Genomic DNA, 25,329 nt, shown 5'->3' on the forward strand with positions numbered 1-25,329 from the left:
AGGCTTCTTTATCGCATTAGCGCTGTTTGGCAAAAACCTGAGTCCAGTAATATCCGTAGCGTGCAGAATGATTTTCGACAAGCGACGCGCCCATCTGATCAAAATCCGCACTCATGATATTAAGGCAGTGGCCTTCACTCGATAACCAAGCATTCACGACGGCGTTAATGCTGCTTTGCCCTACGGCGACATTCTCACCAATGGCGCTCCAAGCATAACCCGTTGCGTTAACTCGATCTGACATCTTGCTGCCATCGGAGCCTGTGTGGCTCATGAAATCGCTGTTCGCCATATCGCTTGAATGTCGATAAGCGGCGCTTTCCAAATCGTAGCTCCAAGTCAGGGCCCCAACAGGTGGCATGGTGGTTGCGCCACACTGTTGTGTAGTAGAGCGGGCGCTGTTGACCGCTGCAAGCATCTGCTCGGCAAATGTGCCTTGTGACGATGTGGAACCTGTGTTTTGTGAGCCGCTTTCTGCTGGGGCTGACGACTCCCCGTCGCCGCCACATGCGCTGAGAAGTAGGGCCAAAGCAGGCACTAAGATCTTAGTTGGCATTGTCTTTCCTTTATGAGTGACGAAGAGCAAACTGCGCTTTTCGATAATAACGCCCAATAAACTAACAAAAACCAATAAAAGCGCCATATAGCTTAGGGGGTTTTAACCAAAGACTCACATGAAGTTTTCAATCGCCTTGGTTCGGTCGATAAATCGGCAACGTTTCAGCCCAAGTATGGAATGGCGTTTCATCCATATCCTGTATTGCTTGAGTGATAAAATCGATGAACACCCTAACTCGTGCAGGCACATATTCCCGGTTGGCATAGAGAAGATACACGCCATTTCCTGCTTGGCGCATGCTCGGAAATATCGGCACTAAACGCCCCGATTTAAGCCAGTCTCTCGCGATAAAATGAGGGATCTGAGTTAATCCTAAGCCTTCTGCGCAAAGCTCTGCCATGGATTCACCGTCATTTACAATATAGTTTCTTTCGGGGTCATATTCACTCGCACCGTCTGGTTCTGGCATCCGAATCGGCAACAGTTTCCCCGTTTGTTTAAAACGAAAACGAACCCAAGAATGGTCATTGAATACATCCGGGCCACTCGGAACACCATGGCGCGCTAAGTAATCCTGACTGGCACAAATGATAAAATCGATAGGGCTCAGCTGACGCACAATCAATTGACTATCGTGAACGACACCAGAGCGAATCGACACATCAATACCTTGCTCAATAATATCAACGTAGGCGTCATCGTAATGAATATCGATAGTGATGTTAGGGTAGCGGCGGCAAAACTCTTTTAATAAAGGACGAATATAGAGGCGACCGTACGAGACTGGCACATTAATCTTAAGCTGCCCTGAAAGCGCATCATTGTGACTTTTTAATGAATCCTCACATGCCGCCAGCTCCTCCAGTACAAACCTAGCAGTATTTGCGTACCTACGACCAGCTTCTGTCAGGCGGCTCTGTCGCGTAGAACGTTGAAAAAGCTGTATACCCAAATCGCTTTCAAGACGATGTATGGCTTTACTCACGGTCGAAGGGTCAGTGCCATACACTTTGGCAGCCGCAGCAAAACTACCGCCATCTAAAGTGGCAATAAAAAATCGTAGGGACCGTATCTTATCCATATAACCAATGAACTCTATTCATGAATTTTATTCACTTTAGTAAAGACCAAGTGGCTCTTCAATCACTAATTAGCCTAAATATAATGAACCTCAATAACTTGATGCTCTGTTAACGAGGAAAAAACCATGGGTAAAAACGGATTGAAGAATGCACTACAACTATTGATAGCGACACTAGTCCTATTCTTTGGGGTGCTTCAAACAGCACATGCCGCAGATAAACGAATTGGTATTCTGGTTTACGATGGCGTACTGACCTCTGATGTTACTGCGCCTTTAGAGGTTTTTGGCGTCGCAAGTCGTCTCACTTGGTTTAGTGATTATGACGTGCTCACCATTTCCGTCTCAGATCAGAAAACCATCACCACTGAAGAAGGATTAAAAATTGGTGTGGATGCTTGGATTGGTGATCTGCCGGAACTCGACGTATTGGTTTTAACATCCAGCTATGACATGGATGCACTAATCGAAAATAAAGATCTCATTCACTTTATTAAAACTACCTCAAAGGCGGCAGATTGGATGGCAAGTAATTGCTCTGGCGCGTATTTGTTAGCCGAAGCTGGCCTTTTAAACGGCAAAAAAGCAACAACTTGGGCCGGAGGTGAAAACGGCTTTCAAAGAGATTACCCAGCAGTCAAAGTACAAGTCGACCAGAATTTTGTCATTGATGATGGCGTTATCACTTCGAACGGTAGCCTAGTTAGCTATCAAGCTGCTCTTAAGCTACTTCACCTTATGACTTCAGAGTCTAAAGCTCAGGAAGTCGCAGATGCCATCCAGTACTCACGTTTTTCCAACCAACCATTTTAAGCGTGTAAGAAAGTAATCAGAGCCACCCTTCGATATTTCGAAGGTTAACTCTTCGAATTTATCTTCCTAATCGAACAACCCTTTTTATCACTGTAAAAGCGATAAAAAGGGTTGTCGTTCATCTGGCAGACACAACGTGCTCTCCAAACTTTTTATCTTAATGCTATGGAAAAACATAAACGTTACGAAGCACTGACGAAAGATCGATACCAAGAGATTTACCGTCTCGCGTATTGGTTATGCAAAGATCACCACCTTGCTCAAGATTTAGCGCAAGAAACCTTTCTGAAAGCGTGGCGATTCTTTGATAAATTAAATGACCCCAACGCCGCGAAGTCTTGGCTCATTACTATTTTGCGTCGTGAGAATGCTCGGCGCTTTGATAGAAAACAGTACGATTTTGTCGACATTGATGAGTGTGCAATACAGACAAAAACCTACCCTGGCAGTGACTACGACATGGCCCAAGATTGGCTTCAAAAACAAATGATGATTCTCGAACCCAAATACCGAGAGCCGTTGCTCTTGAGCTTAGTGGCTGGGTTGAATCATGATGAAATTGCCCAAGCCTTGAGGCTCAACCACAACACAGTGGCGACTCGATTATTCAGAGCGCGTAATCAGATCATCGCACAGAAGGAGAGTCATTAAGACACAAAAAGTAGTCAATCATGTAAACTAACTGGCTATGCTCCGGTCTATTTCATAAGTCGTTACACAACTCGACGCTTTAACGCTTTACATCAAGCGCGACTAGATGAACACTTCTTGTCAAAGTACAATAACAGCCGACATAGAGTAGAGTCAGTAAAACATTATGAGTAACACGACGGCGAAAAAGCCGAATCCCTTATTTGAAATCCTTTTCAACGTATTTATCCCTTCCTTCATTTTGATGAAGTTTAGTGGCGATGAGCATCTAGGGACAGCAATGGCGCTGGTTGTCGCTTTGCTATTTCCTATCATTTATGGCGGTATGGACCTTGTCCGTAACAAGAAATTTAACTTTATTTCTGCTCTGGGCTTTATCAGTGTTCTACTAACTGGTGGCATCGGCTTGTTAGAGCTTGATACACGCTGGTTAGCACTAAAAGAAGCCCTGATTCCTGGCCTGATCGGTTTAGCGGTTTTGGGTTCAACGTTTACCCGCTACCCGCTGATGCAGAAGTTAGTACTGAATGACACTGTGTTGAACCTCGCGTTGATTAACCAACGTTTAAAAGAAAATGGTAAAACCGATGCGTTCGAACGTTGCCTTATGTCTTCTAACTACCTGTTTGCAAGTACTTTTGCGTTCTCATCTGCAATGAACTACTTCCTTGCGACTTGGATTGTGACTAGCCCTTCTGGTACTGCTGCCTTTAACGAAGAGTTAGGAAAAATGACGCTGTACAGTTACCCAATGATTGCCATCCCAAGTATGTTGATGATGTTCGGTATTTTTTATTACATTTGGCGTCAAGTACGTGCGATGACATCGCTCGAAACAGAGCAAATCTTCCATCTAAAATAGCCCTATCATTACAAATAAACCCATAAAAAAGGGAGGATTTTATCCTCCCTTTTCTCAACAGGCCCACTGTAATTCACAGCGTCAAAATGATTTTTCCTGACACTGCTGACGAGCGTCGCTCAACCATTTCAATCGCTGTTTGAAAGTCCTCTAACGACAGATCATATGCAACGTTTAACTTTATGTCGCTGCTAATAAAGTGTTCTAACATTTCAGCGAACACCGTCTTTCTCCCGCCTTTACCTACCGATTCTTCCCAATACCGCAAAAAGAATGTACTAAAGTCGATGTTGTTGGCCTTCATCGATTCAAAAAACTCAGGCGTATAAGGCGTTAACGACAATGTTCCGTAGTTGATGTATTGGCCGTTTTCTTTCAAGGTACGAATGAGATCCGTGCCAGCCTCACCACCTATCGCGTCCAGAGCGACCGTTGGTTGTGGCAGTTGGCGCGTTTGCAGCTGCGCTTGTAAGTCTTTCTTCGCGTCCAACACTGGAATGGTATCGTACGGATACTCGTCTCGCTTTGAGGTCACAGCAATCAGTGCAAAACCCAGTGAATGGGCGAGCTGGGCAAATATCTTACCGATCGCTGACCCTGCTGCATTGATGATCACCACATCGTCTTTGTTCAACTTAGCTACTTTAGTGGTGATCACCCACGCGGTTAACGCGTTGATGTACAACTGACAGGCATAGCCGTTCTCCAAACTCTCAGGTAGCGGAAAAAGATTCTCAGGCGAGGCATCTATGTAGTATTGCCAAGTACCACTCATCGCCACCAACACCTTTTGCCCAACTTGAAGGTCAGTTTGACCAACTGCACTGACTTCCACCACACGCCCAACCGCTTCAAATCCCGGCACGCGAGGTGGTACGTGAACGCGGCGGTATTGCCCAACACCATGAATGGAAAGCAAGTCACTTGGGTTAATATTGGTGGCTTCCAGTCGCACCCGAACCTTGCCCTGAGCAAGCGGTTTGAGGGGCTCTTTTTCCAACGACAGCGACGTTTTGGGTTGACCAAAACAGAATTGATTCACTCGAGTATTTATCGTTGGTGCCATTGTTATTCATACCATGTAATTGAAATTCAAAAAGGAAGTTTCGCGACTTCTACTCAAAAGCATTAAGTGAAGTCGAAGCTCTGTATTTCTACCTGCGCGATGCGCCGTTCACTCTAAACTGTTGTGGCGTCATATCAAAATAGGCTTTAAATGCTTTGATGTAGGATGAGTCATTTTGATAACCCACTAGGTCTGCAATGGCTTGGATTGGCAACGATTCATCTAACAAAGAAAGCGAGTAAATTAGCCGAATTTGTTGCCGCCAAAGTAGAAATGAAGTGTTGAATTCCTTGGCGAACAGCCGTGATAAAGTACGCTCAGACGCCCCAATTTTCTCCCCCCACTCTTTTAGCGAACAGCTCAACGCTGGCTCGTCAGTCAGTCGCTCGAAAATCAGTTTTAGTCGTCTGTCTTGTGGCAGCAATAACTGAAATGTCTGCACGTTGCGTTTCAAAATTTGATCATGCAGCACCGCCAGTAAATGCAACACTTCTTCGTGGCTTGTCTCACCTTCACACAGTCTGCGGATCTCTTGTAAAAGCTCATTTAAAAACGACGTTAAAGCAATGGTTCTCACTTGTGGCTCGTACGTCGCACCAAACTCAGGGTTGAGGTAAATACCAACAAATATCGTATTGCTTAGAGCAATCGACTCGTGTTGAACACCCGCAGGAACAAATAACGCAGAGGTGTGCGGAACCAAGTGCTGATAATGCTCAGTTTGTGTTTGCAATAACCCTTTGATAGGAAAGATGATTTGATGCCAAGTGTGTTGATGCAGCGCATCAATGTAACCTTTTGGCATGTCGATGGTTTTCACTAAAACAGGAGAATGGGGATTCGCGGCCATCATCTCATTGGAGGTGACGACGCCTGACTTCGAATCAATTTGGCGAGTTAGCATTGTTAGTTGTCTTTTCATCCCTACACCGACACAAGTTTACTAGGCTATCATGCTCCGCATCGCGAATGAAGGTAAACACTTTATCTCTCATTCAAATAATAAGGAGGTTACATGAAGAAAATCGGCGTCGTAAAAGCTGTGCTAGCAGGGAAAACCGTCCCTTATGCTCATGGTGCGCAAAGCGCAATCAACAAACAAGTGCTGCCTGAGCGCCAGCATGCAACAGAGCTCGGTTTTATCAGTGATGAGCAAGGTGATCCGCGCTTTCATGGTGGCATTCAAAAAGCGCTTCATATTTACCCAAGCGAACACTACCCAATCTGGCAACAAGAATTAGGCGAAAGACCAATTTTCCAATCCGCCGGCGGCTTTGGCGAAAACATCAGCTCCGAAAGCGTCACCGAATCCACGATTTGCTTGAAAGATAAAATTCGCATCGGCTCAACACTACTGGAAGTGTCGCAAGGTCGCATGCCTTGTTGGAAACTTAACGTACGCTTTGACCAACACGACATGGCGAGAAGACTGCAAGATACGCTTCGAACAGGCTGGTATTTCCGAGTGCTGGAAGAAGGCGATATCGGTGCAGGTGACGAGATTATTCTGTGCGAAAGACCTTATCCAGAATGGCCATTGGCTCGTATCATGGGTGCGGTTTTCACTGGCTGTTTAGATAGAAAAGAACTCACTAAGCTGTCTGAGCTGCCGTTAGTCGAGTCTTGGGGCAAGCTGGTCGAGCGCCGTCTAGAAACTGGTGAAGTCGAAGATTGGGAAATGCGCTTGATTGTCCCAACTGCCGTTAATACTCAAAAGTAAAATTTGTAAGCCATGCTCTGAACCGACTATGCCGTCAAGAGCGTGTTTTTTTGGTTTACTTCGCACTCGGGGCTGGGCGTTTCGACTTACCTTGGAACTGCTTAATGCTCTTCTTAGCATGAGTTCGGCGGTTGGCTTTTTTATCGCGTGGCGCGCGTTTGCTCTCGCCAGTTGATGGCTTATCCGTTACTGGAAAACCAACCAGATCTTGCACTAGCAATGCACGTTGAGTCAGGTGACGAATCGCGTTTAGTGCGTCCATTTCACCATGACAAACCAATGACACCGCCACACCTTGTTGGCCTGCGCGAGCGGTACGTCCTACTCGGTGAACGTAAGTTTCTGCATGCATTGGCAGTTCAAAGTTGATCACTACAGGTAATTGCTCAATGTGAATGCCACGCGCTAGTAGATCGGTGGCAATCAACACCTGAATTTGCCCAGATTTAAACTGCGCCAGTGCTTCTTCTCGCTCATCTTGACTCTTATTGCCATGCAGCGCATTGGTTGAGATGCCCGCTTTATTCAGCTTCTTCGCTAAGCCATCGGCGTTCTCTTTCGCACCAATAAAGACTAATGCCTGAGCCCACGCGTTTTTTTGAATCAGTTCAATCAATGCCTTGGTTTTACTGCCTTTGTTGACGAGGTACAGCGTTTCAGCAATATCTTGGTTGGTGCTGTTTTCTTGATGCGCTGCAACTTGCTTTGGTGCCTGCATAAGCAGCTTCGCTTTACCCTTCAACTCATCTGAAAACGTTGCCGAGAACATCGCGGTTTGACGCTGATTGAAGGTTTGCATCGAAATCTTTTGTACGTCAGGCCAAAAGCCCATATCCAACAAACGATCCGCTTCATCCAATACTAGATAATGAACATTGCTCAAATCCAGGCCATTGTTTGCTAGGTCAACCAAACGACCTGTCGTCGCGACAAGGATATGAGGATTTGTCGCTAGCGCCTGCTGTTGTTGCTCTTTATCAACGCCGCCACACAAGCACACTGTTTTAATGCCAATAACTTGACCAACTTGGTTAACTGCTTCACTCACTTGCATTGCCAGCTCACGCGTTGGCACAAGAATCAGCGCCTTTTGCTCTGGATTGACACCCAGCTTTTCCAACAAAGGCAAACCATAAGCAAGGGTTTTGCCGCTGCCTGTATTTGCCAAAGCCAATAGATCTTGACCAGCCAACAGCTCAGGAATGGCCAACGCTTGAATATCGGTCGGTTTCTTGAAGTCTTTTGGCAGTGCGTGAATCAGCTCAGAACTCAATGAGAGAGTAGAAAATGGCATTAGCGAAACCTTGTACTTTTGGTTGAAGAAGCAATAAAAACAATGAAGATGCGGTAAAACGCAGGCGCGGACTTTATCACAATCTGCTAGGTGAACCATCCTATTTTAGGCGCTTAAACCAAGCGTCGCCTACGCAAATCGTCAGAAAACTAAAAAGCGCAAAAAAGCCGTTAGTCTGTACTGCCACAGAGCTAACGGCTAAAAACCCTTGAAGAGAACGCTTCATCAGCCTTTCACTGCGGCTGAAAAGAAATGTGCAGTTTATTAAAGCACAGCTTTACGATTCGGTAAGAACACTTCACCCAACATGCAACGAACCGAACCACCACCAATAGATTCTATGGTAGAAACGTCGAATGGCAGCAATTTACCGTGCGTTGCCAATTGGTTTCTTTGTGCTGGTGAAAATGCATCGTACGCCGATTGCGACATCGCAATCACCTTATCGCCGTTGATCGTTTCCAGTTGCAGAATGTTACCGCAGAACTGGTTCATCTGCTCAAGCGAAATTGAGATGACTTGCTTGTCTTTGGCGAGTGACTTCATTACAAAACGACGCTCAAATTCTGGGATCACTTCGTCACAAATCACGCAAAACTGTTCGCCAACCGCCATCATCACATTGGTGTGATAAATCGGCGCACCAGACGGCAAACGAGTTTGGAAAGAAATCACTCGTTCATAGCCAATACGATCGGCGTAATCTTCTAAAACCAGACGATCACAACGTTGTGAGAGTGCGGCGTAGACCGTTTTATTTAGGTGGTCAAACACCATCACACCCGTGCTTTCTAAATACGCTTGCTCATCAAGATATTCAGTTAGACTGCTGCGTCGATGAACTTCTCGCCCAGCTTGCGCTAGTGCTGCCACAAGCGCATCGGGACGTACTTCTTTTTGACGGTTTTCACAGGCCATTGGAAAGGTGTACAACGTGCCATCTGGCGTAGTGCTAAACCAATTGTTTGGAAATACCGCGTCTGGCGTCGCAACATCTGAAGTTGGATAATCAAACTCAACAACTTGAACGCCCTCTTGACGCAGCGTTGCAACCATACTCGCGAACTCGGCCATTACTCGACGTGAGACTTCTTCTTGGCTGAGTGACACTTTATGTTGGAACTCATTATCTTGTGCGGTTTCTTCATTAAAACGAAACTCTTTCGGTGGCACCATCACTACGCAGTTTGCGGTTTGGCGCTGAGCACTTTGCGTGCTTTCTTCTTTCCCATTAGCAAATTGGGTCACTGATTCGTGTAATAGCATCCAATACATTCCTTATCACTAGAATGAGGAGATTGTAAATTTATTGTTAACTTCAGTTTTGCTGTTTTGACAATTAATTTAATTGCACAAAAGTAATTTTTGCTGCATTAAGTTCATTTTTCCTTAAATTTTATTGTCACTTTGCAGGTTTAAGCTTTTATGGCACCACGATGAACATGATAAGAATTCATCATAAGAATCAGAACCATAGACAATCACACCCATAACCAACTAGTTACATTTAAGACACAATCGGTTAGACTATTTTTTCGCCCCTCTCGTCAATCGGTCTGCTTTATCGAGGAGCAGGCAAAAAACTCTCATACACGCGGTTTCGTCCAAAGCAGCGTGAATCGATGGATTTAGCCACCCCAAATGGCACTGTTTTAACTTTAGGATGAGTTATGTTTAAACGATTTGAAGGCTTTACAGAGCCGTTCCCCAAATCTACACCGGATCAGCCTCCTTCAGGGATGTTCGCTTTTCTGCGTTATTACACTCGTGGTTATGAAAAGCCTTTGATCATCATGTCTTTGATGGCCACAATTGTGGCTGTTGTTGAGGTAATGTTGTTTGGCGCGATGGGACAATTGGTTGATTGGTTGTCTACCAGCAATCCAGAAACGTTCTTACAAGACAACAAATCGGATTTGATTTTCTACGGAGCCTTATTGCTGGTTGTCATGCCTATATTGGTGATCTTGTACTCGTTGCTCGTTCATCAAACGTTATTGGGCAACTACCCAATGTCTATCCGCTGGCTTGCACACCGGTATTTGCTCAATCAAAGCTTGAACTTCTATCAAGATGATTTTGCAGGTCGAGTCGCAACGAAAGTCATGCAAACCTCATTAGCTGTGCGCGAAACCGTAATGAAAGCTATGGATGTGTTTGTTTACGTTACGGTTTACTTCACCAGCATGATCATTATGTTAGCGACGGCAGACTGGCGTTTGATGATCCCAATGATCGTCTGGTTACTCGCTTACATCGCTATCCAAATCTATTTTGTCCCTAAGCTCAAAGACGTCGCTTCAGCGCAGGCCGATGCACGTTCGACAATGACAGGGCGCATCGTCGACAGTTATACCAATATTCAAACCGTCAAACTGTTTTCTCATAGCCAGCGCGAAACCCAATATGCCGAGCAAGGCATGAAAGGATTTTTGAATACGGTCTATCGTCAAATGCGCCTAGTGACCGGCTTCGACGTCGCTGTAGAGATCTCAAACTATATTTTGGTGTTTTCCGTTGCTGCTTTATCGATTTACCTGTGGTTGGATAGTGCCATTAGCGTTGGCGCGATTGCGATTGCTGTTAGTCTTGCATTGCGCGTAAACGGTATGTCGATGTGGATAATGTGGGAAGTTGGCGCCCTCTTTGAAAACATGGGAACCGTTGTCGATGGAATGAAAACGCTCTCTAAGCCTATTGATATTAAAGATAAACCAGGTGCAAAAGACTTGGTTGTCACTGAAGGAGGCATTCACTTTGATAACGTCAGCTTCCATTACGGTGAGAACAAAGGCGTAATTAGCCATCTCGATCTCAACATCAAACCAGGAGAGAAAGTCGGCTTGGTTGGGCGCTCCGGCGCCGGAAAATCAACTCTGGTGAACTTGTTACTTCGTTTCCACGATGTCGAAGACGGCAGCATTAAGATCGATGGACAGAACATCTCAGAAGTCACACAAGACTCTTTGCGTTCAAAGATCGGTATGGTGACCCAAGATACTTCTCTGCTACACCGTTCAATTCGAGACAATATTTTGTATGGCAATCCAGATGCGACAGAAGAAGATTTGCTGAAAGCCACTAAGCAAGCGCATGCCCATGAGTTTATCGAAACTCTGACCGACCCATTTGGTAATGTCGGATACGATGCGCAAGTTGGTGAACGTGGTGTGAAACTGTCTGGCGGCCAACGTCAGCGTATCGCAATATCTCGTGTGCTACTCAAAGATGCACCATTGCTGGTATTGGATGAAGCAACATCGGCTCTAGATTCAGAAGTCGAAGCAGCGATTCAGGAAAGCTTGAATGAATTAATGCAAGGGAAAACGGTTATTGCTATCGCTCACCGATTATCGACCATCGCACAAATGGATCGCCTCATCGTGCTAGATAAAGGCAGCATCGTTGAACAAGGTTCTCATCAAGAACTCATTGCGAATAACGGCATTTACGCCCAGCTTTGGGCGCATCAAACTGGCGGATTTATCGCTGAAGAACTAGACAATCAACACGCTTCTTAACGAGTGATAAGCTCAATAAAAACGGCGCTTTAAGCGCCGTTTTTTATTTAAATCCATGGCTAGATGCTCATATAGCCATTGTGGTTTCTCATATATGAAACACTCTCCATGATAAAGCTCACACTTTTTCTGCTAATATACCGCCTCGTTGCGTATCCATTGCAATGAACACAATACAGAGTATTGAGCCGTCTTCATTTGTCATTTCACTTTTTGAGAAACAGCTATACTCAATAGATGGCTTAGTTATTATATTAACAATAAGGTAATTAGCTTATGTGTAAATGTGGTTCAATGCAGATCGTACAACTCAAACCAAGTTGGGCTGACAAGCTATTTGGCTACTCAGAAAGATGGAAATGCCAACTTTGTTGTAAGATCTACCGCATCTAAAATTAAAAATAGAATCTTAGTTTTTCTAAGAAAAAGCAGTGGCCCGACAATGATTGTCGGGTTTTGTTTTTCTGAGCATTCATTTTTTGTCCCTTCTCTACAAGATTACTCATCACGGCAAAACCTAGCATCTTAATGTGACTTAGGTATAGAATCAGGCCCACTTATTCTTTCCGATATTCATATATAACTGGTCACTATGAACAAAAGTTTGCTAACGAATGTCCTCGCTATCGCTTTGATGGCTGGAGGTCATCAATTACAAAACGACTATCTTTGGTATGCAGGGCTGTTTGCGTTCTCAGGCGCCATCACCAACTGGCTTGCCATCCATATGCTGTTTGAGAAAGTGCCTGGATTATACGGTTCTGGCGTGATCCCCGCGCGATTTGAAGAGTTTAAACTGGCTATCAAAAACTTAATGATGGAACAGTTTTTTACTGAAGCGAACATTGACCGATTCTTGAATAAAGAAATGGCGGGCGGTGTGAACATCGATCTTCAACCAGTAATTGAGAAAGTAGATTTAAATCCAGCATTTGATTCCCTAGTGGAAGTAATTGAAGGCTCTCAGTTTGGTGGCATGCTAGCGATGTTTGGTGGCTCGGAAGCGCTACAACCCATGCGCCAACCTTTCGTCGAAAAGATGCAAGAATCCATCATTGAGTTGAGCAAGAGCGATAACATCAAAGAAGCACTGAAAGAGCAATTCGAATCTCCTGCAATGATGGATGAGATAAAGCAGAACATTGAAGGTATCATCGATCAACGTTTAAGCGAATTAACACCGGCATTAGTTAAAGAAATGGTGCAAAAGATGATCAAAGAACACCTTGGCTGGCTAGTCGTTTGGGGCGGTGTTTTTGGTGGTTTAATTGGCGTCATCAGTACCTTTATCGGGGCATAATCGCTCACCGATTTATTAAAAAAGGAGCTTCGGCTCCTTTTTTAATCGAGAAAAAGTAATATACCAAGCCACGCTAAATAAGGAGGCTCAACACATGCCTCGCCTAACCAAGGAGCTCGGGATTAACACCAAATCCCGTTTTATGTTCTTCTATGACCACTTCACTACGAGTTTGAATCACGCCCGGAAGCGTGCCTAACTTACTCGACATAAACTCCTGATACGCTTTCATGCTCTTAACACGAACTTTTATCATGGTATCGAAATCTCCAGAGAGCGAGTAGCACTCTTCAATTTCAGGCATCAATTCCACCGCTTTCGCAAACTTTTCAAAAATAGAAAAACTGGTTTGGTCTAAACGAATATGGATGAATACTTGCACATCCAGCCCCAACTTTTCCGCATTCAACTCCGCATGATAACCATTGATATACCCTTCTTTTTCTAGCCGCTTTACACGATCAGAACATGGAGAAGTCGTTAAGTTAATCAGCTTTGCTAGTTCTACAACTGGAATTCTGCCTCTCGAATGAAGCACTCTCAAAATATGTAAATCAATCCGGTCCAATTGATAACTCATTAACCCACTTCCTTGTAACCACTTAGAAAGCATCACATTAATCGTTGCTCAAACAATTGCAAACCATCAAATGCACAGCATGTGAAATTCAGCAGAGAATAACCAGAAAACAACGAAGGAGGGAAAGAGCTATGATTATTGCCGCTCACTTAGTAACCGTGATATGAAGAGAAAAAGCAACCTAGCGGCTCCCGCGGAGTCGCAAATTTGAAAGCGCATGATACGCCTGTATAGATCTGTCGTTCGGGCAACGCCCCCCTAATTAGCCATTAATCATGGCTATCACTCAGAATTAGAGTGCGGCCGATGTATGCCGTGTAGGATGTGGAACAACCTCTCCAATTGCACGATGATTACAACAACGGCAGTAGTATTGAGGCTCCATCTCGTAATAATGTTCACCTGATACAAATTTCGCCATCAGCTGTGTAAAACTCACCATTTTGCCTGTTAACGAGTCAACAGACTGAGGCTCGCAACGCTTCATAATCACTTTATGTTGCGTTGATTTTCTACAAGCTGCGCAATATATATCCGGCATTTCTCTTCTCCCTACTTTTTCGTCCTACTGACAATTGACATATTTTGTTCAAAATAATTCCACAATTAAAAAGCTCCTTTAATTTTTTGTGCCCTATCTTCAAAAAATTGAACGAAAGTATCAAAAAACTGAGACATTGGTCAGACCTCAACTTTTGTACCATCAATATGAGCAAACGTGCTTATGTGTGTAATAATACGACACATTACACATAAGCAATTGTTCGGGCTTATTATTTAGTAAGGCGCATGACAACTTTACAGCTGGCTAGATCGAGCTTTCGAGACGCCTTGTTATCTTGATTTACCCCGCAAACCAGTTGCTAGCAGCTATAGCCGTCTCATCAAGGAAGAAATGCATGACGATACAACCGATTCTCACTACCGAAAGACTCGTCCTCCGGCCATTCAATATCGATGACTGCCAACAAGTGGCTTTACTCGCTGGAGATAAGCGAATTGCCGACATGACAGCAAACATCCCTCATCCTTATGAGCGACCGATGGCGCAAGCATGGATAGATAGGCACGATCCGATGTATCAGCAGCATCAAGGCGTGGCGTACGCTATTACCTTGCGAAACACTGGGGAGTTACTTGGTGCGGTGAGTTTACCGCGTATAGAAGAGGGATATGTCGGATGATCATCCATGAAACTTCACAAAATCTGCCCAAGAACAACCCTTTCTTGCTAGGAACTGTATTGTTGTCGCTGTTCTATTTTTCCTACCTAGCAGACAAGATCGTCGAGTTTGGACTCGTAGCACTCACAATAATAGGATTGAAACTGCTCTCAACGTACTTCACGCGCCGCGCGTTCAATCCTAAAACGCTAGATATCGATGCAAGCACCAACACCTTGAAGTACCGCCAGGGCTCAACGGTTTACTTCCGTCTACCTCTTGATGACATTGTCAAAGTCCAAATACAGAAAGAGTTCTTCTCTAGCAAAAGTTTGATGCTCTACACAGTCAACGACGCTTACCAAGTGCCGAATTCAGACAATTTCGATTCTCTACAGTTAAAGGATTTAATGAAACAACTTGAAGAGAGAATTGATGATCAATCTCGCTAAAACGAAAAGAGAAGACATTCTAGAATGTTGCCAATTTGGTCTCTAAATAGAAAGACAAAAAAGCCAGCAATAACGCTGGCTTTTCTCTGTGTTAGTCTTGTGCGACTTTCACGCGAATTTTGCTTTTTTCTACGTTCGTCAAATTCAGTGCTTCAAGAGCAGAAATGGCTTCTGCTTCGTCCGGCATGATGACAAAACCGAAGCCTTTCGACAAACCCGTGTCTTGATCAAGCACTAGCGAACACAGTTCTACTTTGCCGTACGCTGAGAATAATTTGCGGATATCTTGCTCGGTCATGTGACGAGCCAAGTTTCTTACTAAAAGTTTCATAATGAACCTAGTTGGTTTGATAACGGTTCGATTCTCTCAGTTTCTCTCTGGCAAACCAAGTGAATAATATGACGGCGTTGACTAGATCATTCTAAGTACATCTGTTTAAATGATTTTCCGTTCATTTTTCACCCATAGGAGAGTCGGCATGGAAACGAAACGTCTCAAACTCATCCCTGCTTGTTTAGAACGAGCCGAAGAGGCGCATCAAGCTGTCGTTCGCAGCCAAAAGACTCTCGAAGTCTATCTGCCGTGGGTGCCTCATGTGCTGACATTAGAAGCGATGATAGAAGGGACAGAGAAAGCCATCGCAAACTTTGAAAACTTCGAAGAAGAGCTGCGTTACTACATCATTGAAAAGGAAAGCGATCGCTTACTGGGTGCGGTCGGCTTGATGATTCGAGATCCCGACGTACCATCCTTTGAGATAGGTTATTGGTTAGATAATGCTGCCGTTGGCAATGGTTATGTTGCCGAGGCTGTGCTCGAAGTTGAGCGCTATGCGTTTGATGACTTGGGCGCCAAGAGAATCGCAATTCATGCTGATAGCACCAACCAAAAGAGCCGGGCTGTAGCCGAGCGCTGTGGTTATGAGTTCGAAGGAGAGCTCAGAAACGAACGTCTTACCACATCGGGAGAGCTGAGTAACACCGTTATTTACGCCAAAATTCGTCGCGACTAACACTCCAATCTAACCGAGCAATGCTAAGCTCTGATCTCAAGCTACCACCATTAACGTTAATTAAGTTTCAGATAAAACAAAGCCCGCTAAAATAGCGGGCTTTGTGTTCATATACGGGAAGTTACTAGTCTAGTTCAACCAGTTTTTTCTCGAACGACTGGTGTTGGTCTAACACGTCTTGCGCAGCACCACCCGTTGCTTTACTTACCACAATGATGGCAAGCGTAGAGAAGATGATGCCCGGTACGATTTCGTACACATCAAACCAACCGCCAGTTAGCTGCTTCCAAACTACGATAGTGATACCACCAACAAGAATACCTGCTAACGCGCCGTTACGGTTCATACCGCTCCAGTAAAGGCTAAGTACAACCGCAGGACCAAATGCCGCACCAAAACCAGCCCAAGCGTAAGATACAAGACCGAGTACTGAGCTATCAGGCGTCATCGCTAGGAATAGCGCAACAAGCGAAATAACGATAACACCGATACGACCAATCATTACGATTTCTTCAGAAGACGCTTCTGGCTTGAATACTTGCTTGTAGAAATCTTCTGCAAGCGCTGAAGATGAAACAAGGAGCTGTGAGTCAGCGGTACTCATTACCGCCGCTAGGATTGCTGCTAACAACATACCCGCAACGACAGGGTGGAATACTGCGTTAACCAATAGCATGAAGATCTTCTCACCGTCCTCTAGTTGAGTACCCGGATGACCCGTAACCCAAACCAGACCAACAAGACCAACAAGCATTGCACCAACCATAGATAGTGCCGTCCAAATCACTGCGATACGACGTGCAGTCGTTAGATCTTTGTTTGAACGAGACGCTTTAAAACGCGCTAGGATGTGTGGCTGACCAAAGTAACCAAGGCCCCACGCCGCTAGAGAGATAATGGCAATCGCAGACAATGGTTCGCCTTTCGCGTCATTCCATAGCGTTGCAAGTTCTGGGTTGATGTCATGTAGATCAGAACTTAGCTGACCTAAACCACCGTCCATTACCGCTATAGGAACAATCATTAGCGCAGCCGCCATTAGCAGACCTTGCACTAAGTCAGTCCAAGATACCGCTAGGAAACCACCGAATAGTGTGTAAGAAACGACACACACCGTACCGATGATAACAGCGTAGGTATAATCTAGACCGAATACCGTCTCAAACAGTTTGCCCCCTGCGACCAAACCTGAGCTGGTGTAGAAAAGGAAAAATAGAAGAATGAAAAACGCAGAGATTGTCTGAATCAGTTTCGACTTATCGTTGAAGCGACGTGACAGGAACTCTGGCAACGTTAGCGCGTCAGTTTGGATACTGTAGGTACGGAGGCGTTTTGCACTGATGAGCCAGTTTGCCCATGTACCAAGAAGTAGACCGCCGGCTAACCAGAAGGCCTCGATACCCGCAGCGTACGCATAGCCAGGCAAGCCTAGCAGCAACCAACCACTCATGTCTGAAGCACCTGCAGATAATGCAGCAGGCCACGGACCTAGGCTACGGCCACCTAGGAAGTAGTCAGATGAATTGGAAGTCCTCTTATACGCGTAAACGCCAATAGCAACCATAATCAGTAAATACGCCACAAAAGTGGACGTGATAGCAAAGCTATTTTCTATCATTAGATAGTCCTCGTTATAATTATTTCCTTCCTTGCCTGCCCTGATATTTTACCGTCTCAGCAATACATCAGAGTATAAAAAACCAATCTGGACCGGCTCTCAGTCCAGTTACTCCAGATTGGCATTACAAGTCAGGTTAGTGAGTTTCGTTCCCCAACTCGAGTAGAGTTGCGTTACCACCCACCGCGGTAATATTTATCGTTCGAGTGCGCTCAGTAATGAAGCGCAACGAGAGATGAGGATCATGAGCCAATTTCGGTGACTCTAAATCCGTTTCAGAAACTAAGCCGACGATTGCACCGTCACGCTTAGCTAGTTGAAGATTGAGCGCATGCTCAACCTGTGAACGCCCAACATAACCCACACTACGTACATCGCTCTCAAGCAACGGGGCAGACGCATCGTACGCAACAACCTGGACTAAGTTAGATGGGAAGTTTGCCAACGCTACAGCTTGCTTAACCAATTGGTTTAGCTCTGCATTGTCACTGCAAACGACCACACTGTTGCCTGCAATTAAGGCACAGGTGATCATCGCAAAAGCACTGTATAACGCATTATCAGCAGGCTCGATGTTGTTTTCACAAATCACCAAAGCCACACCGCGTCCTGCGGCATACAGTTCGTTAGTTTCCCCTGTAGGGCCAACTAACTGGTGAGTTTCTGCAAGAAGAGCTGATGCTTGTTGCAAGTGGTAAGAAACCACTTTGGCAACGGTAGACTGCTGCCCTTCTAGTGCAGATTTAAATGCCAGAACATGCTCGCATTTGTAATCAAAATCAGTCAGATTCCACTGCTCCCACGCAGAGAATGCATCTTTAAAATAGGTGATCTGATGAACCATAATGCGACTCCTTATGCGTTTTCTGCTTGAGCAAGAAGATGTTGAGTAAAGCGGAATAGGTAGTGTGGACCACCAGCTTTCGGGCCAGTACCCGACAAGCCTTGACCACCAAACGGCTGTACACCAACCACAGCGCCAACTTGGTCTCGGTTGATGTAGCAGTTACCTACTCGTGCATGTTTCTCAATCCAACGGTACGTGGTTTCGTTACGGCTATGGATACCCATCGTCAAGCCAAAACCCGTTCTGTTGATCTGCGCAACCACGTTCGGTAATTCAGACGCTTTAAAGCGAACAATGTGCAAGATTGGACCAAATTGTTCTTCTTTCAGCACATCGATGCCCGAGATTTCAAACGCACTTGGTGAGACAAAGTCACCATGCTGGCACGATTCATCCAGCTGTAGCTGAGCGACTTTAGTCTGTGTTTTGCTCATTTGCTCAAGGTGAGCAAGGAGTTTTTGTTTTGCATTGCTGTCGATAACCGGACCAACATCCGTTTTGTGTAGGTAAGGTAAACCAACATACAGCTCATTCATCGCACCTTGAATCAGGTTGATCATACGGTCTGCTACATCTTCTTGTACAAATAGAACACGAAGGGCAGAACAACGCTGACCAGCAGATGCAAACGCCGAACGAATCACATCACGCACCACCTGCTCTGGCAATGCAGTACTGTCCACGATCATTGCGTTTTGACCACCTGTTTCCGCAATAAACGGAACCGGTTTCGCGCTGCGCTCCGCAAGCGTGACGTTAATGCGTTGCGCCGTTGCCGTTGAACCAGTGAATGCCACACCAGCAATAGCATCATGAGAAGTCAGTGCATGACCGATCTCAGCGCCGCGACCAGTAAGTAACTGAATCACACCAGCAGGGAAACCCGCATCAAGCATTAATTCAATAGCGCGAGCGGCAATTAAGCTTGTTTGCTCAGCAGGTTTTGCAACCACAGTGTTACCTGCAATCAGTGCTGCCGTTACCTGACCAAGGAAGATAGCCAACGGGAAGTTCCAAGGGCTGATACACACAAACACACCAAGACCTTCACGGCTAGAAATGCGTTTCACACCGTCAAAACCTTCTAGCTCAAATGGCTGTAGGTTTTGCGCTTGTTTCGCGTAATAACGACAGAAATCCACTGCTTCACGAACTTCATCAATGCTATCGTGAATCGTTTTACCCGCTTCTTTGTGACAAATCGCCACCAGCTCAGCCAGATTTTCTTCCATTAAGTCAGCAAGCTTTTCTAAACAAGCCGCTTTTTGCTCAACAGGAACACCTTTCCAATCAGAGAAAGCACTTTGCGCCGCATCAATTGCAGCGGAAACGTGATCAAGAGTTGCAAATGCCACTTTGCCGACTTCAATTCGGCGATCGTATGGTGCGGTGATGATCTCAGCCGCATTTTCCTTGATCATGCTTTCGGCAAAGCGTTCACCATTGATCATCGGGCCTGCAACCCACTGGTTGTCCATGAAGCTTTCGACCTGAGCTTCAAATGGCTTCGCTTCACTGTCGATGTCAATGTTGACGCCATATGAGTTCTTACGCTCAGGGAAAATATCGGCAGGCAATGGAATTTTGTCGTTGTGTAGCGTGTCAAAACCCGTCAACACATCCACAGGGTGATGGGTCAACTCATAAATCGGACAACGCGCATCAACTAGACGGTGTACAAACGAGCTGTTCGCACCATTTTCAAGCAGACGACGAACCAAGTACGGAAGAAGATCAGCATGGCTACCGACAGGAGCATAAATACGTACTGGCTGACCGTACATTTTCATAACATGGTTATACAGTGAATCACCCATACCATGCAGGCGCTGGAACTCGTATTCTTTGTGCTCCGCCATGACAGCAATTGCCGTAACCGTGTGAGCATTGTGGCTTGCAAATTGTGGGTAGATATTACCGCGAACACCTTCGCTAAGTAGGAAACGAGCACAAGCTAGGTATGCAACGTCCGTCGCTTCTTTGCGAGTGTATACTGGGTAATTTGCATAACCCGCTTGTTGAGACCACTTGATTTCGCTGTCCCAGTACGCGCCTTTAACCAAACGCAGAGGAATAACGTCACCTTGCTCTTTTGCGAGTGCATTTAGCCACACCAAGACTGGTAGCGCACGTTTTGAGTAAGCTTGAATAACCAAACCAAACTTGCCCCAACCTTTCACAAGATCGCTACGGTACACTTTCTCAAATAGCTTCAGAGAAAGCTCAAGGCGATCCGCTTCTTCTGCATCGATTGTGATTGCAACGTCGACTTCAATTGCACGTTTCAATAGCTGCATTAGTGAGTCATACAACTCTGTCATTACACGTTCTTCATTTGCGACTTCGTAGCGCGGGTGTAATGCAGAAAGCTTGATGGAAATCGAAGGCGCAGGGCTGGTGTCGTTACCGTAAGTCTCGCGACCCACCGCTTCGATCGCCATTAGGTAATCTTTGAAGTACTTGTTCGCGTCCGCTGTAGTTAACGCCGCCTCACCCAACATATCAAACGAGTAGGTGAAACCTTTGTCGCGCATTGGACGACCGTTCTTCTGCGCTTCTTCGATCGTGCGACCACGAACAAACTGGTGACCCATGATCTTCATTGCCTGATACATGGCTTTACGAATCACAGGCTCAGAGAATTTATTTACCAGACGGTTTACAGCCTGACCTGGGCTCTGGGTGCCTTGCTCACCAAGACCAACCACTTTACCTGTTAGCATGAGGCCCCATGTTGATGCGTTAACAAACACAGAGTCAGAGTTCTTCAGGTGAGATTTCCAGTCTGCGACACTCAACTTATCTTTAATCAAAGAATCTGCTGTCGCGGCATCTGGGATGCGCATTAATGCTTCTGCAAGACACATCAGCAAGATACCTTCTTGAGTATCTAAGCTGTATTCCAGCAATAAAGCATCAATCATCTGGATTGACTTCTTATCGGCACGAATGGCTTCGATAAGGTGGGTCGTTTGGGTAGTGATCGCCGATTTTTCATCCTCTGTCGGCGTCGCTAGTGGCAATAGTTGCTCTAGCCATTGAGACTCGTCCACCATATATAATGGCGAGATCAGTGACCACAACTTATCAAGCGGCTGCCCGATAAATTCCGGTGTCAACACGTTCGTAGCTGTAAACATGTGTGTTCCTCAATCTCACTCCTCGAAAACCGCTTCGAGGATTATCAATGGCTGGCAGTGTATTTTGAGGCCGATAAGAATACTTGTCAAAAACTACGACATTTTTGCCAAAAACTCGCTTTTATAACAAAACATCCACATAGTCACATTCAAATAGGTAATATTTTGTGTTGTAAATTTTAATTTTTTCATTGCATTCACAACAAAATATCAAGAATATCAATAAGATTTTTGTGAAGAGCTCGTTCTAAGAGAAAATGTAGGATCAAGTGGCATATCAACCACTGCAAAGAACAGAGAATTTAAAAAAACGAGAGATAGGTCACGTGAATAAAACATAAAAAAACCATGCATAGTGCATGGCTTTATTCTGATTGATGATTATTTGACCTAAAAAAACGCGTTGTTATCCAACTTGTTTTTTATAACGGGAAGGTGATATTCCCTGTAAGCGAGTAAAAGTATGAGTAAAAGTACTCTGGCTTGAGAAGCCAGTAAACTCGGCAATTTGCCCTAAAGAAAGGTGCCCTTGCTCGATTAATTCACGAGCCATGTCGATACGCTTTCCGAGAACATATTGATGAGGTGTAATCCCCATCTGCTCTTTAAACAAGCAATGGAACTGACTTTCCCCAAGAAACACTCGCCCGGCCAATTGAGCCACACTAATCTTATGACTCAGGTGCTGCTCAATGTAACGATCAATCGCCTCCAAATCAAAGCGCGACTCTTTTCGACTGGTCTCAAATGCCGAGATATGGCGCTGCATTAATGCAATCACAGTGTCGTTACACGCACGACTTAACAGCAGGTCATCCGGATGGTTTCGCATTTCCTGAACCAACATCTGTATCAGCTTCTGAATTTGACTATCTAACTGGAAGTAGACATGGTCTCTCTCCAGGTTATTGATTTTTTGAAGCATTTCAGGATCATCATTTGTCGGTTTGGGCATATTCAGCACCAAAATATCCGATTGATTGATGACGCCACCGAAAGCATGATCAGAGCATGCGGTGACCACACAACCTTGACCAGGGCCGACAAGATTACCTCGCCCGCGCACTTCAAATTCGGCTTGCCCTTTTAAACCAATCACGATCTGCGTATAAGAATGATCGTGGCAATCCATATAAGACGGAAGTGTGATCAGCTCCGCCGGCTTCGGCAGCATAATCTCTTGATATGAAAGGATTTTTTGGTTATCTGAGTCACTCATTTTAAACAGTCGTCTTTACACGGTCAGCTTACGTCTTCGCATCATATACCTTCTTTGTTGGGTTGCAACTTTTACCCAACTCAATCGACAAGATCAAATCAGCATGATCAAGTTCATTTACATGATCATAGTTCCGGAACGATGATCATGCGAGGTTAATTTACGGTCAGTGAGCAACCAATTTTATTAACAAAAACGGATAGATAGGCAACACCTTACGTATACATAATCAATCAATGTAAAGATCCTTATTACCGAACAATCTGTTATTTTGTAAAACACCGTGCTCCATATTAGATAACTCGTCCCTGAAACGGATCGAAACCCACTCTTAAACTCAACATAGAGGGATTTCCCCCCTTACTAATATGCTTCTGATTCAATACATTAGTTATCGAGCTTTAAGATGCATACGATCTAAAGCTCTCGGTATCTCATTGATACCTCTAACTTACTTAGCAGACCCTCGCTAGGTAATTTAGAACCTCTTCTACACGTCGACAAGATTATATCTTGTGTTGCCAGCCCGTCTTCAGGCTGGCTTTTTTTTCGCTTCTCAACAATGAAAACAATGGCATAAGCTGATATCATAGCGTTTGTCTCACTGTCCCTCTCATATGCTTAGGTGCTGCTCTTTCGCTCACAAGTGATATGAACGTCAACCACATTACAACTGAGTTGTAGGAAGCATGATCAAGGACGATACGAGTTGTAAGCCGAACATTGGCGGACATCCGTGAGCGCACATATCTGTAATGAAACAGACCATTTTCCCAATTAAACTCTTCGTTCCATTTCGTCGTTGTCTATGACTACCTGACGAAAACATCGAACACCACGAATTTAATTGGATTGAGCGCCAATCAACGAACGTGTTCTAGCAACGTAACTGCCTACTTGGCAACATCAATACGAGCCATGTAACACGGACGTCTCTGTATTGGTAAAAGCAGTATGTAGTGAGTCCTTTTGTGAATATTTCAGTCGATACCATAGAACAATCCCTCCTTAAACAGCTACCAGGTTGTTGGGGATGCAAAGATAAAGATTCGGTATTCCTATACGTAAACCAGGAATACGCAGAACTGTTAGGGCACACGTCGCCCGAGGAGTGCTTGGGTAAAACTGATTTTGATATGGCCAGCCCAACCACTGAATGCGCGCAAGAATTTCAACGCCAAGATAAACACGTTCTCGAAACTGGCGAGTCACTAAAAATTCTGGATATCCACCCTTATCCAGATGGCCGCTGGCGAGCACATATATTTACTAAAACACCGTGGCGAGATGACAAAGGCGACATCGTAGGCACCATTTTCTACGGAAGGGAACTCACCGACACCGCCGTGATTGAAGTCGGGTATTGGGTTTGTCGTGCAATCAGTACCAACCCAAATCAACAATCCATCTTTCGTTTCTCTGACTTACAACCAAAACCAGAGAAGCTCACATGCCGCGAGCAAGAAACGCTTTTCCTCTTGCTCTATGGCAAAAAGCCTCAATTTATCTCTCAGGTCATGGGCATATCAACAAAAACCGTTGAAGGTCACGTCGCACGCTTACGTAATAAGTTTGCAGCGAACAGCAAGAACGAGCTAATAGATAAAGCAATGGAAGCAGGCTACGGCTCTGTTGTACCCAAAACGCTGCTTAAGCATCAATTATCGGTTGTGTTGAATGGAGAGCGATAATTCGCATCGCTTCTACCTACAAAAACACCGCCCCAATTCGGCGGTGTTTGTTTATTCATGAGGGACCATAAGCCTATGGCGCTAGACGATCAATGTCCCAACCTCCATCATGCTGGGAGAAAAGAAAACGATCGTGAAGGCGATGCTCGCCACCTTGCCAAAATTCGATGCTCTTTGGTTTTACGCGAAAGCCACCCCAAAAGGTTGGTACTGGTATTTCACCCTTAGCAAACTTCTGTTTTAGCTCTAAAAACTTACCTTCCAACACACCTCTGGCAGAAATACGGCTACTTTGTTTGCTCGCGATTGCGGCCAACTGGCTCTCTTTAGGACGAGAAGTAAAGTATTTCATATTCTCTACGGCGGTAAGCTTTTCAGCCACACCAGTAATATGAACTTGGCGCTCTAACGGATGCCAAGGGAAGTGCAAACTAATATTGCTGTTATGCTCTAGCTGCTGGGCCTTGCGACTGCCTAGGTTGGTGTAAAACACAAAACCATCTTTGTCGACGTTTTTCAATAGAACAATGCGTTGAAATGGCATGCCATTTTCATCAACCGTTGCAACTGTCATCGCAGTCGGGTCCGTTAAACCCGCTTCAACTGCTTGCTCTAGCCACAGATTAAATTGATCAATAGGATCAGCTTTCAAATCTTTACGACGCAGCCCACCTTTGGTGTACTCACGACGAATATCAGCAAGTTCCATCTTTACTCCTTCACTCGTTTTTGTCGATTG

The 25,329-nt window shown here is 45.0% G+C and carries 23 protein-coding genes and 1 pseudogene; 10 read left to right on the forward strand and 14 right to left on the reverse strand.

The window, feature by feature from the left end:
* Window positions 1-16: 16 nt before the first annotated feature.
* Entirely contained in the window at window positions 17-556 is a 540-nt protein-coding gene (locus MTF70_RS05815) for a CAP domain-containing protein (RefSeq protein WP_017820077.1), read from the reverse strand.
* Between the two features lie 127 nt (window positions 557-683).
* Window positions 684-1,640, reverse strand: a complete 957-nt coding sequence (locus tag MTF70_RS05820; protein WP_042522258.1) for a LysR family transcriptional regulator — start codon at window positions 1,638-1,640, stop codon at window positions 684-686.
* Window positions 1,641-1,766: 126 nt separating this feature from the next.
* Between MTF70_RS05820 and MTF70_RS05825 the strand changes: the two genes are divergently transcribed.
* From MTF70_RS05825 to MTF70_RS05835, 3 genes are all read left to right on the forward strand, one after another.
* Window positions 1,767-2,453 (forward strand): DJ-1/PfpI family protein, encoded by a 687-nt coding sequence (locus tag MTF70_RS05825; RefSeq protein WP_005374612.1) that lies wholly within the window; start codon window positions 1,767-1,769, stop codon window positions 2,451-2,453.
* A gap of 120 nt (window positions 2,454-2,573) precedes the next feature.
* The gene (locus tag MTF70_RS05830) at window positions 2,574-3,104 is read left to right on the forward strand and encodes a sigma-70 family RNA polymerase sigma factor (protein ID WP_255209459.1); all 531 of its coding nucleotides are present in this window, start codon (window positions 2,574-2,576) and stop codon (window positions 3,102-3,104) included.
* A 166-nt stretch (window positions 3,105-3,270) separates the two neighbouring features.
* Window positions 3,271-3,966: a VC0807 family protein gene (locus tag MTF70_RS05835; RefSeq protein ID WP_005383527.1), complete on the forward strand. Its 696-nt coding sequence runs from the start codon at window positions 3,271-3,273 to the stop codon at window positions 3,964-3,966.
* A 73-nt stretch (window positions 3,967-4,039) separates the two neighbouring features.
* On the opposite strand, the gene MTF70_RS05840 is transcribed toward MTF70_RS05835, so the two are convergent.
* Entirely contained in the window at window positions 4,040-5,032 is a 993-nt protein-coding gene (locus MTF70_RS05840) for a zinc-dependent alcohol dehydrogenase family protein (protein WP_130545666.1), read from the reverse strand.
* 88 nt (window positions 5,033-5,120) lie between these two features.
* A complete protein-coding gene (locus MTF70_RS05845; protein ID WP_025768697.1) occupies window positions 5,121-5,936 on the reverse strand; it encodes a helix-turn-helix transcriptional regulator in 816 nt (271 codons plus the stop codon).
* A 111-nt stretch (window positions 5,937-6,047) separates the two neighbouring features.
* Between MTF70_RS05845 and MTF70_RS05850 the strand changes: the two genes are divergently transcribed.
* Window positions 6,048-6,752: an MOSC domain-containing protein gene (locus MTF70_RS05850; protein WP_025768698.1), complete on the forward strand. Its 705-nt coding sequence runs from the start codon at window positions 6,048-6,050 to the stop codon at window positions 6,750-6,752.
* Between the two features lie 55 nt (window positions 6,753-6,807).
* Here the strand turns inward: MTF70_RS05850 and MTF70_RS05855 are convergent, their stop codons facing one another.
* Entirely contained in the window at window positions 6,808-8,046 is a 1,239-nt protein-coding gene (locus MTF70_RS05855) for a DEAD/DEAH box helicase (RefSeq protein WP_025768699.1), read from the reverse strand.
* Between the two features lie 264 nt (window positions 8,047-8,310).
* Window positions 8,311-9,312: an arginine deiminase-related protein gene (locus tag MTF70_RS05860; protein ID WP_005383547.1), complete on the reverse strand. Its 1,002-nt coding sequence runs from the start codon at window positions 9,310-9,312 to the stop codon at window positions 8,311-8,313.
* 404 nt (window positions 9,313-9,716) lie between these two features.
* Between MTF70_RS05860 and MTF70_RS05865 the strand changes: the two genes are divergently transcribed.
* Together MTF70_RS05865 and MTF70_RS05870 are read left to right on the forward strand one after the other, a co-directional pair.
* Window positions 9,717-11,567 (forward strand): ABC transporter ATP-binding protein, encoded by a 1,851-nt coding sequence (locus MTF70_RS05865; protein WP_005374597.1) that lies wholly within the window; start codon window positions 9,717-9,719, stop codon window positions 11,565-11,567.
* A 592-nt stretch (window positions 11,568-12,159) separates the two neighbouring features.
* Complete coding sequence (locus MTF70_RS05870; RefSeq protein ID WP_005374596.1) at window positions 12,160-12,867, forward strand: hypothetical protein; 708 nt, start codon at window positions 12,160-12,162, stop codon at window positions 12,865-12,867.
* A gap of 103 nt (window positions 12,868-12,970) precedes the next feature.
* Here MTF70_RS05870 and MTF70_RS05875 read toward each other — a convergent pair whose 3' ends face one another.
* Both MTF70_RS05875 and MTF70_RS05880 read right to left on the reverse strand, forming a co-directional pair.
* On the reverse strand, window positions 12,971-13,447 hold the full coding sequence (locus MTF70_RS05875; RefSeq protein WP_005374595.1) for an Lrp/AsnC ligand binding domain-containing protein: 477 nt from the start codon (window positions 13,445-13,447) through the stop codon (window positions 12,971-12,973).
* Window positions 13,448-13,739: 292 nt separating this feature from the next.
* Window positions 13,740-13,988 (reverse strand): hypothetical protein, encoded by a 249-nt coding sequence (locus MTF70_RS05880; protein ID WP_005374593.1) that lies wholly within the window; start codon window positions 13,986-13,988, stop codon window positions 13,740-13,742.
* Window positions 13,989-14,346: 358 nt separating this feature from the next.
* Between MTF70_RS05880 and MTF70_RS05885 the strand changes: the two are divergent.
* Together MTF70_RS05885 and MTF70_RS05890 are read left to right on the forward strand one after the other, a co-directional pair.
* Window positions 14,347-14,622, forward strand: a pseudogene (locus tag MTF70_RS05885) (GNAT family N-acetyltransferase); the annotation flags it as partial.
* A gap of 5 nt (window positions 14,623-14,627) precedes the next feature.
* Complete coding sequence (locus tag MTF70_RS05890) at window positions 14,628-15,062, forward strand: hypothetical protein (RefSeq protein WP_017820067.1); 435 nt, start codon at window positions 14,628-14,630, stop codon at window positions 15,060-15,062.
* Between the two features lie 91 nt (window positions 15,063-15,153).
* On the opposite strand, the gene MTF70_RS05895 is transcribed toward MTF70_RS05890, so the two are convergent.
* On the reverse strand, window positions 15,154-15,393 hold the full coding sequence (locus MTF70_RS05895; RefSeq protein ID WP_005374587.1) for an RNA-binding protein: 240 nt from the start codon (window positions 15,391-15,393) through the stop codon (window positions 15,154-15,156).
* Window positions 15,394-15,541: 148 nt separating this feature from the next.
* Between MTF70_RS05895 and MTF70_RS05900 the strand changes: the two genes are divergently transcribed.
* The gene (locus tag MTF70_RS05900) at window positions 15,542-16,075 is read left to right on the forward strand and encodes a GNAT family N-acetyltransferase (protein ID WP_017820066.1); all 534 of its coding nucleotides are present in this window, start codon (window positions 15,542-15,544) and stop codon (window positions 16,073-16,075) included.
* 124 nt (window positions 16,076-16,199) lie between these two features.
* Here the strand turns inward: MTF70_RS05900 and putP are convergent, their stop codons facing one another.
* From putP to MTF70_RS05920, 4 genes are all read right to left on the reverse strand, one after another.
* Window positions 16,200-17,693 (reverse strand): sodium/proline symporter PutP, encoded by a 1,494-nt coding sequence (gene putP / locus MTF70_RS05905; protein WP_005374582.1) that lies wholly within the window; start codon window positions 17,691-17,693, stop codon window positions 16,200-16,202.
* 136 nt (window positions 17,694-17,829) lie between these two features.
* A complete protein-coding gene (locus MTF70_RS05910) occupies window positions 17,830-18,537 on the reverse strand; it encodes a 1-pyrroline-5-carboxylate dehydrogenase (protein WP_005383557.1) in 708 nt (235 codons plus the stop codon).
* A gap of 11 nt (window positions 18,538-18,548) precedes the next feature.
* Window positions 18,549-21,680 carry a bifunctional proline dehydrogenase/L-glutamate gamma-semialdehyde dehydrogenase PutA gene (putA, locus tag MTF70_RS05915; RefSeq protein WP_205461223.1) on the reverse strand — a complete coding sequence of 1,044 codons (3,132 nt, stop codon included), beginning with the start codon at window positions 21,678-21,680 and terminating at the stop codon, window positions 18,549-18,551.
* Between the two features lie 406 nt (window positions 21,681-22,086).
* The gene (locus tag MTF70_RS05920; protein ID WP_025768702.1) at window positions 22,087-22,899 is read right to left on the reverse strand and encodes an AraC family transcriptional regulator; all 813 of its coding nucleotides are present in this window, start codon (window positions 22,897-22,899) and stop codon (window positions 22,087-22,089) included.
* 971 nt (window positions 22,900-23,870) lie between these two features.
* Between MTF70_RS05920 and MTF70_RS05925 the strand changes: the two genes are divergently transcribed.
* A complete protein-coding gene (locus tag MTF70_RS05925) occupies window positions 23,871-24,590 on the forward strand; it encodes a helix-turn-helix transcriptional regulator (protein ID WP_017820063.1) in 720 nt (239 codons plus the stop codon).
* Window positions 24,591-24,663: 73 nt separating this feature from the next.
* On the opposite strand, the gene pdxH is transcribed toward MTF70_RS05925, so the two are convergent.
* The gene (gene pdxH, locus MTF70_RS05930) at window positions 24,664-25,299 is read right to left on the reverse strand and encodes a pyridoxamine 5'-phosphate oxidase (RefSeq protein ID WP_025768703.1); all 636 of its coding nucleotides are present in this window, start codon (window positions 25,297-25,299) and stop codon (window positions 24,664-24,666) included.
* Window positions 25,300-25,329 lie beyond the last annotated feature (30 nt).

Source organism: Vibrio sp. 2CM40D (assembly GCF_023161825.1).
GTDB lineage: Bacteria > Pseudomonadota > Gammaproteobacteria > Enterobacterales > Vibrionaceae > Vibrio > Vibrio alginolyticus.

Excerpts from the sequence above, each read along its gene's own strand:
- MTF70_RS05835 (WP_005383527.1), top strand. The coding sequence starts at position 3,271 with ATGAGTAACACGACGGCGAAAAAGCCGAATCCCTTATTTGAAATCCTT.
- MTF70_RS05875 (WP_005374595.1), bottom strand. The coding sequence starts at position 13,447 with ATGAGTTATCAATTGGACCGGATTGATTTACATATTTTGAGAGTGCTT.
- MTF70_RS05845 (WP_025768697.1), bottom strand. The coding sequence starts at position 5,936 with ATGCTAACTCGCCAAATTGATTCGAAGTCAGGCGTCGTCACCTCCAAT.
- MTF70_RS05890 (WP_017820067.1), top strand. The coding sequence starts at position 14,628 with ATGATCATCCATGAAACTTCACAAAATCTGCCCAAGAACAACCCTTTC.
- MTF70_RS05850 (WP_025768698.1), top strand. The coding sequence starts at position 6,048 with ATGAAGAAAATCGGCGTCGTAAAAGCTGTGCTAGCAGGGAAAACCGTC.
- MTF70_RS05880 (WP_005374593.1), bottom strand. The coding sequence starts at position 13,988 with ATGCCGGATATATATTGCGCAGCTTGTAGAAAATCAACGCAACATAAA.
- MTF70_RS05815 (WP_017820077.1), bottom strand. The coding sequence starts at position 556 with ATGCCAACTAAGATCTTAGTGCCTGCTTTGGCCCTACTTCTCAGCGCA.
- MTF70_RS05820 (WP_042522258.1), bottom strand. The coding sequence starts at position 1,640 with ATGGATAAGATACGGTCCCTACGATTTTTTATTGCCACTTTAGATGGC.
- MTF70_RS05825 (WP_005374612.1), top strand. The coding sequence starts at position 1,767 with ATGGGTAAAAACGGATTGAAGAATGCACTACAACTATTGATAGCGACA.
- MTF70_RS05895 (WP_005374587.1), bottom strand. The coding sequence starts at position 15,393 with ATGAAACTTTTAGTAAGAAACTTGGCTCGTCACATGACCGAGCAAGAT.
- MTF70_RS05870 (WP_005374596.1), top strand. The coding sequence starts at position 12,160 with ATGAACAAAAGTTTGCTAACGAATGTCCTCGCTATCGCTTTGATGGCT.
- MTF70_RS05840 (WP_130545666.1), bottom strand. The coding sequence starts at position 5,032 with ATGGCACCAACGATAAATACTCGAGTGAATCAATTCTGTTTTGGTCAA.
- MTF70_RS05900 (WP_017820066.1), top strand. The coding sequence starts at position 15,542 with ATGGAAACGAAACGTCTCAAACTCATCCCTGCTTGTTTAGAACGAGCC.
- MTF70_RS05855 (WP_025768699.1), bottom strand. The coding sequence starts at position 8,046 with ATGCCATTTTCTACTCTCTCATTGAGTTCTGAGCTGATTCACGCACTG.
- putP (WP_005374582.1), bottom strand. The coding sequence starts at position 17,693 with ATGATAGAAAATAGCTTTGCTATCACGTCCACTTTTGTGGCGTATTTA.
- putA (WP_205461223.1), bottom strand. The coding sequence starts at position 21,680 with ATGTTTACAGCTACGAACGTGTTGACACCGGAATTTATCGGGCAGCCG.
- MTF70_RS05910 (WP_005383557.1), bottom strand. The coding sequence starts at position 18,537 with ATGGTTCATCAGATCACCTATTTTAAAGATGCATTCTCTGCGTGGGAG.
- MTF70_RS05865 (WP_005374597.1), top strand. The coding sequence starts at position 9,717 with ATGTTTAAACGATTTGAAGGCTTTACAGAGCCGTTCCCCAAATCTACA.
- MTF70_RS05920 (WP_025768702.1), bottom strand. The coding sequence starts at position 22,899 with ATGAGTGACTCAGATAACCAAAAAATCCTTTCATATCAAGAGATTATG.
- MTF70_RS05860 (WP_005383547.1), bottom strand. The coding sequence starts at position 9,312 with ATGCTATTACACGAATCAGTGACCCAATTTGCTAATGGGAAAGAAGAA.
- pdxH (WP_025768703.1), bottom strand. The coding sequence starts at position 25,299 with ATGGAACTTGCTGATATTCGTCGTGAGTACACCAAAGGTGGGCTGCGT.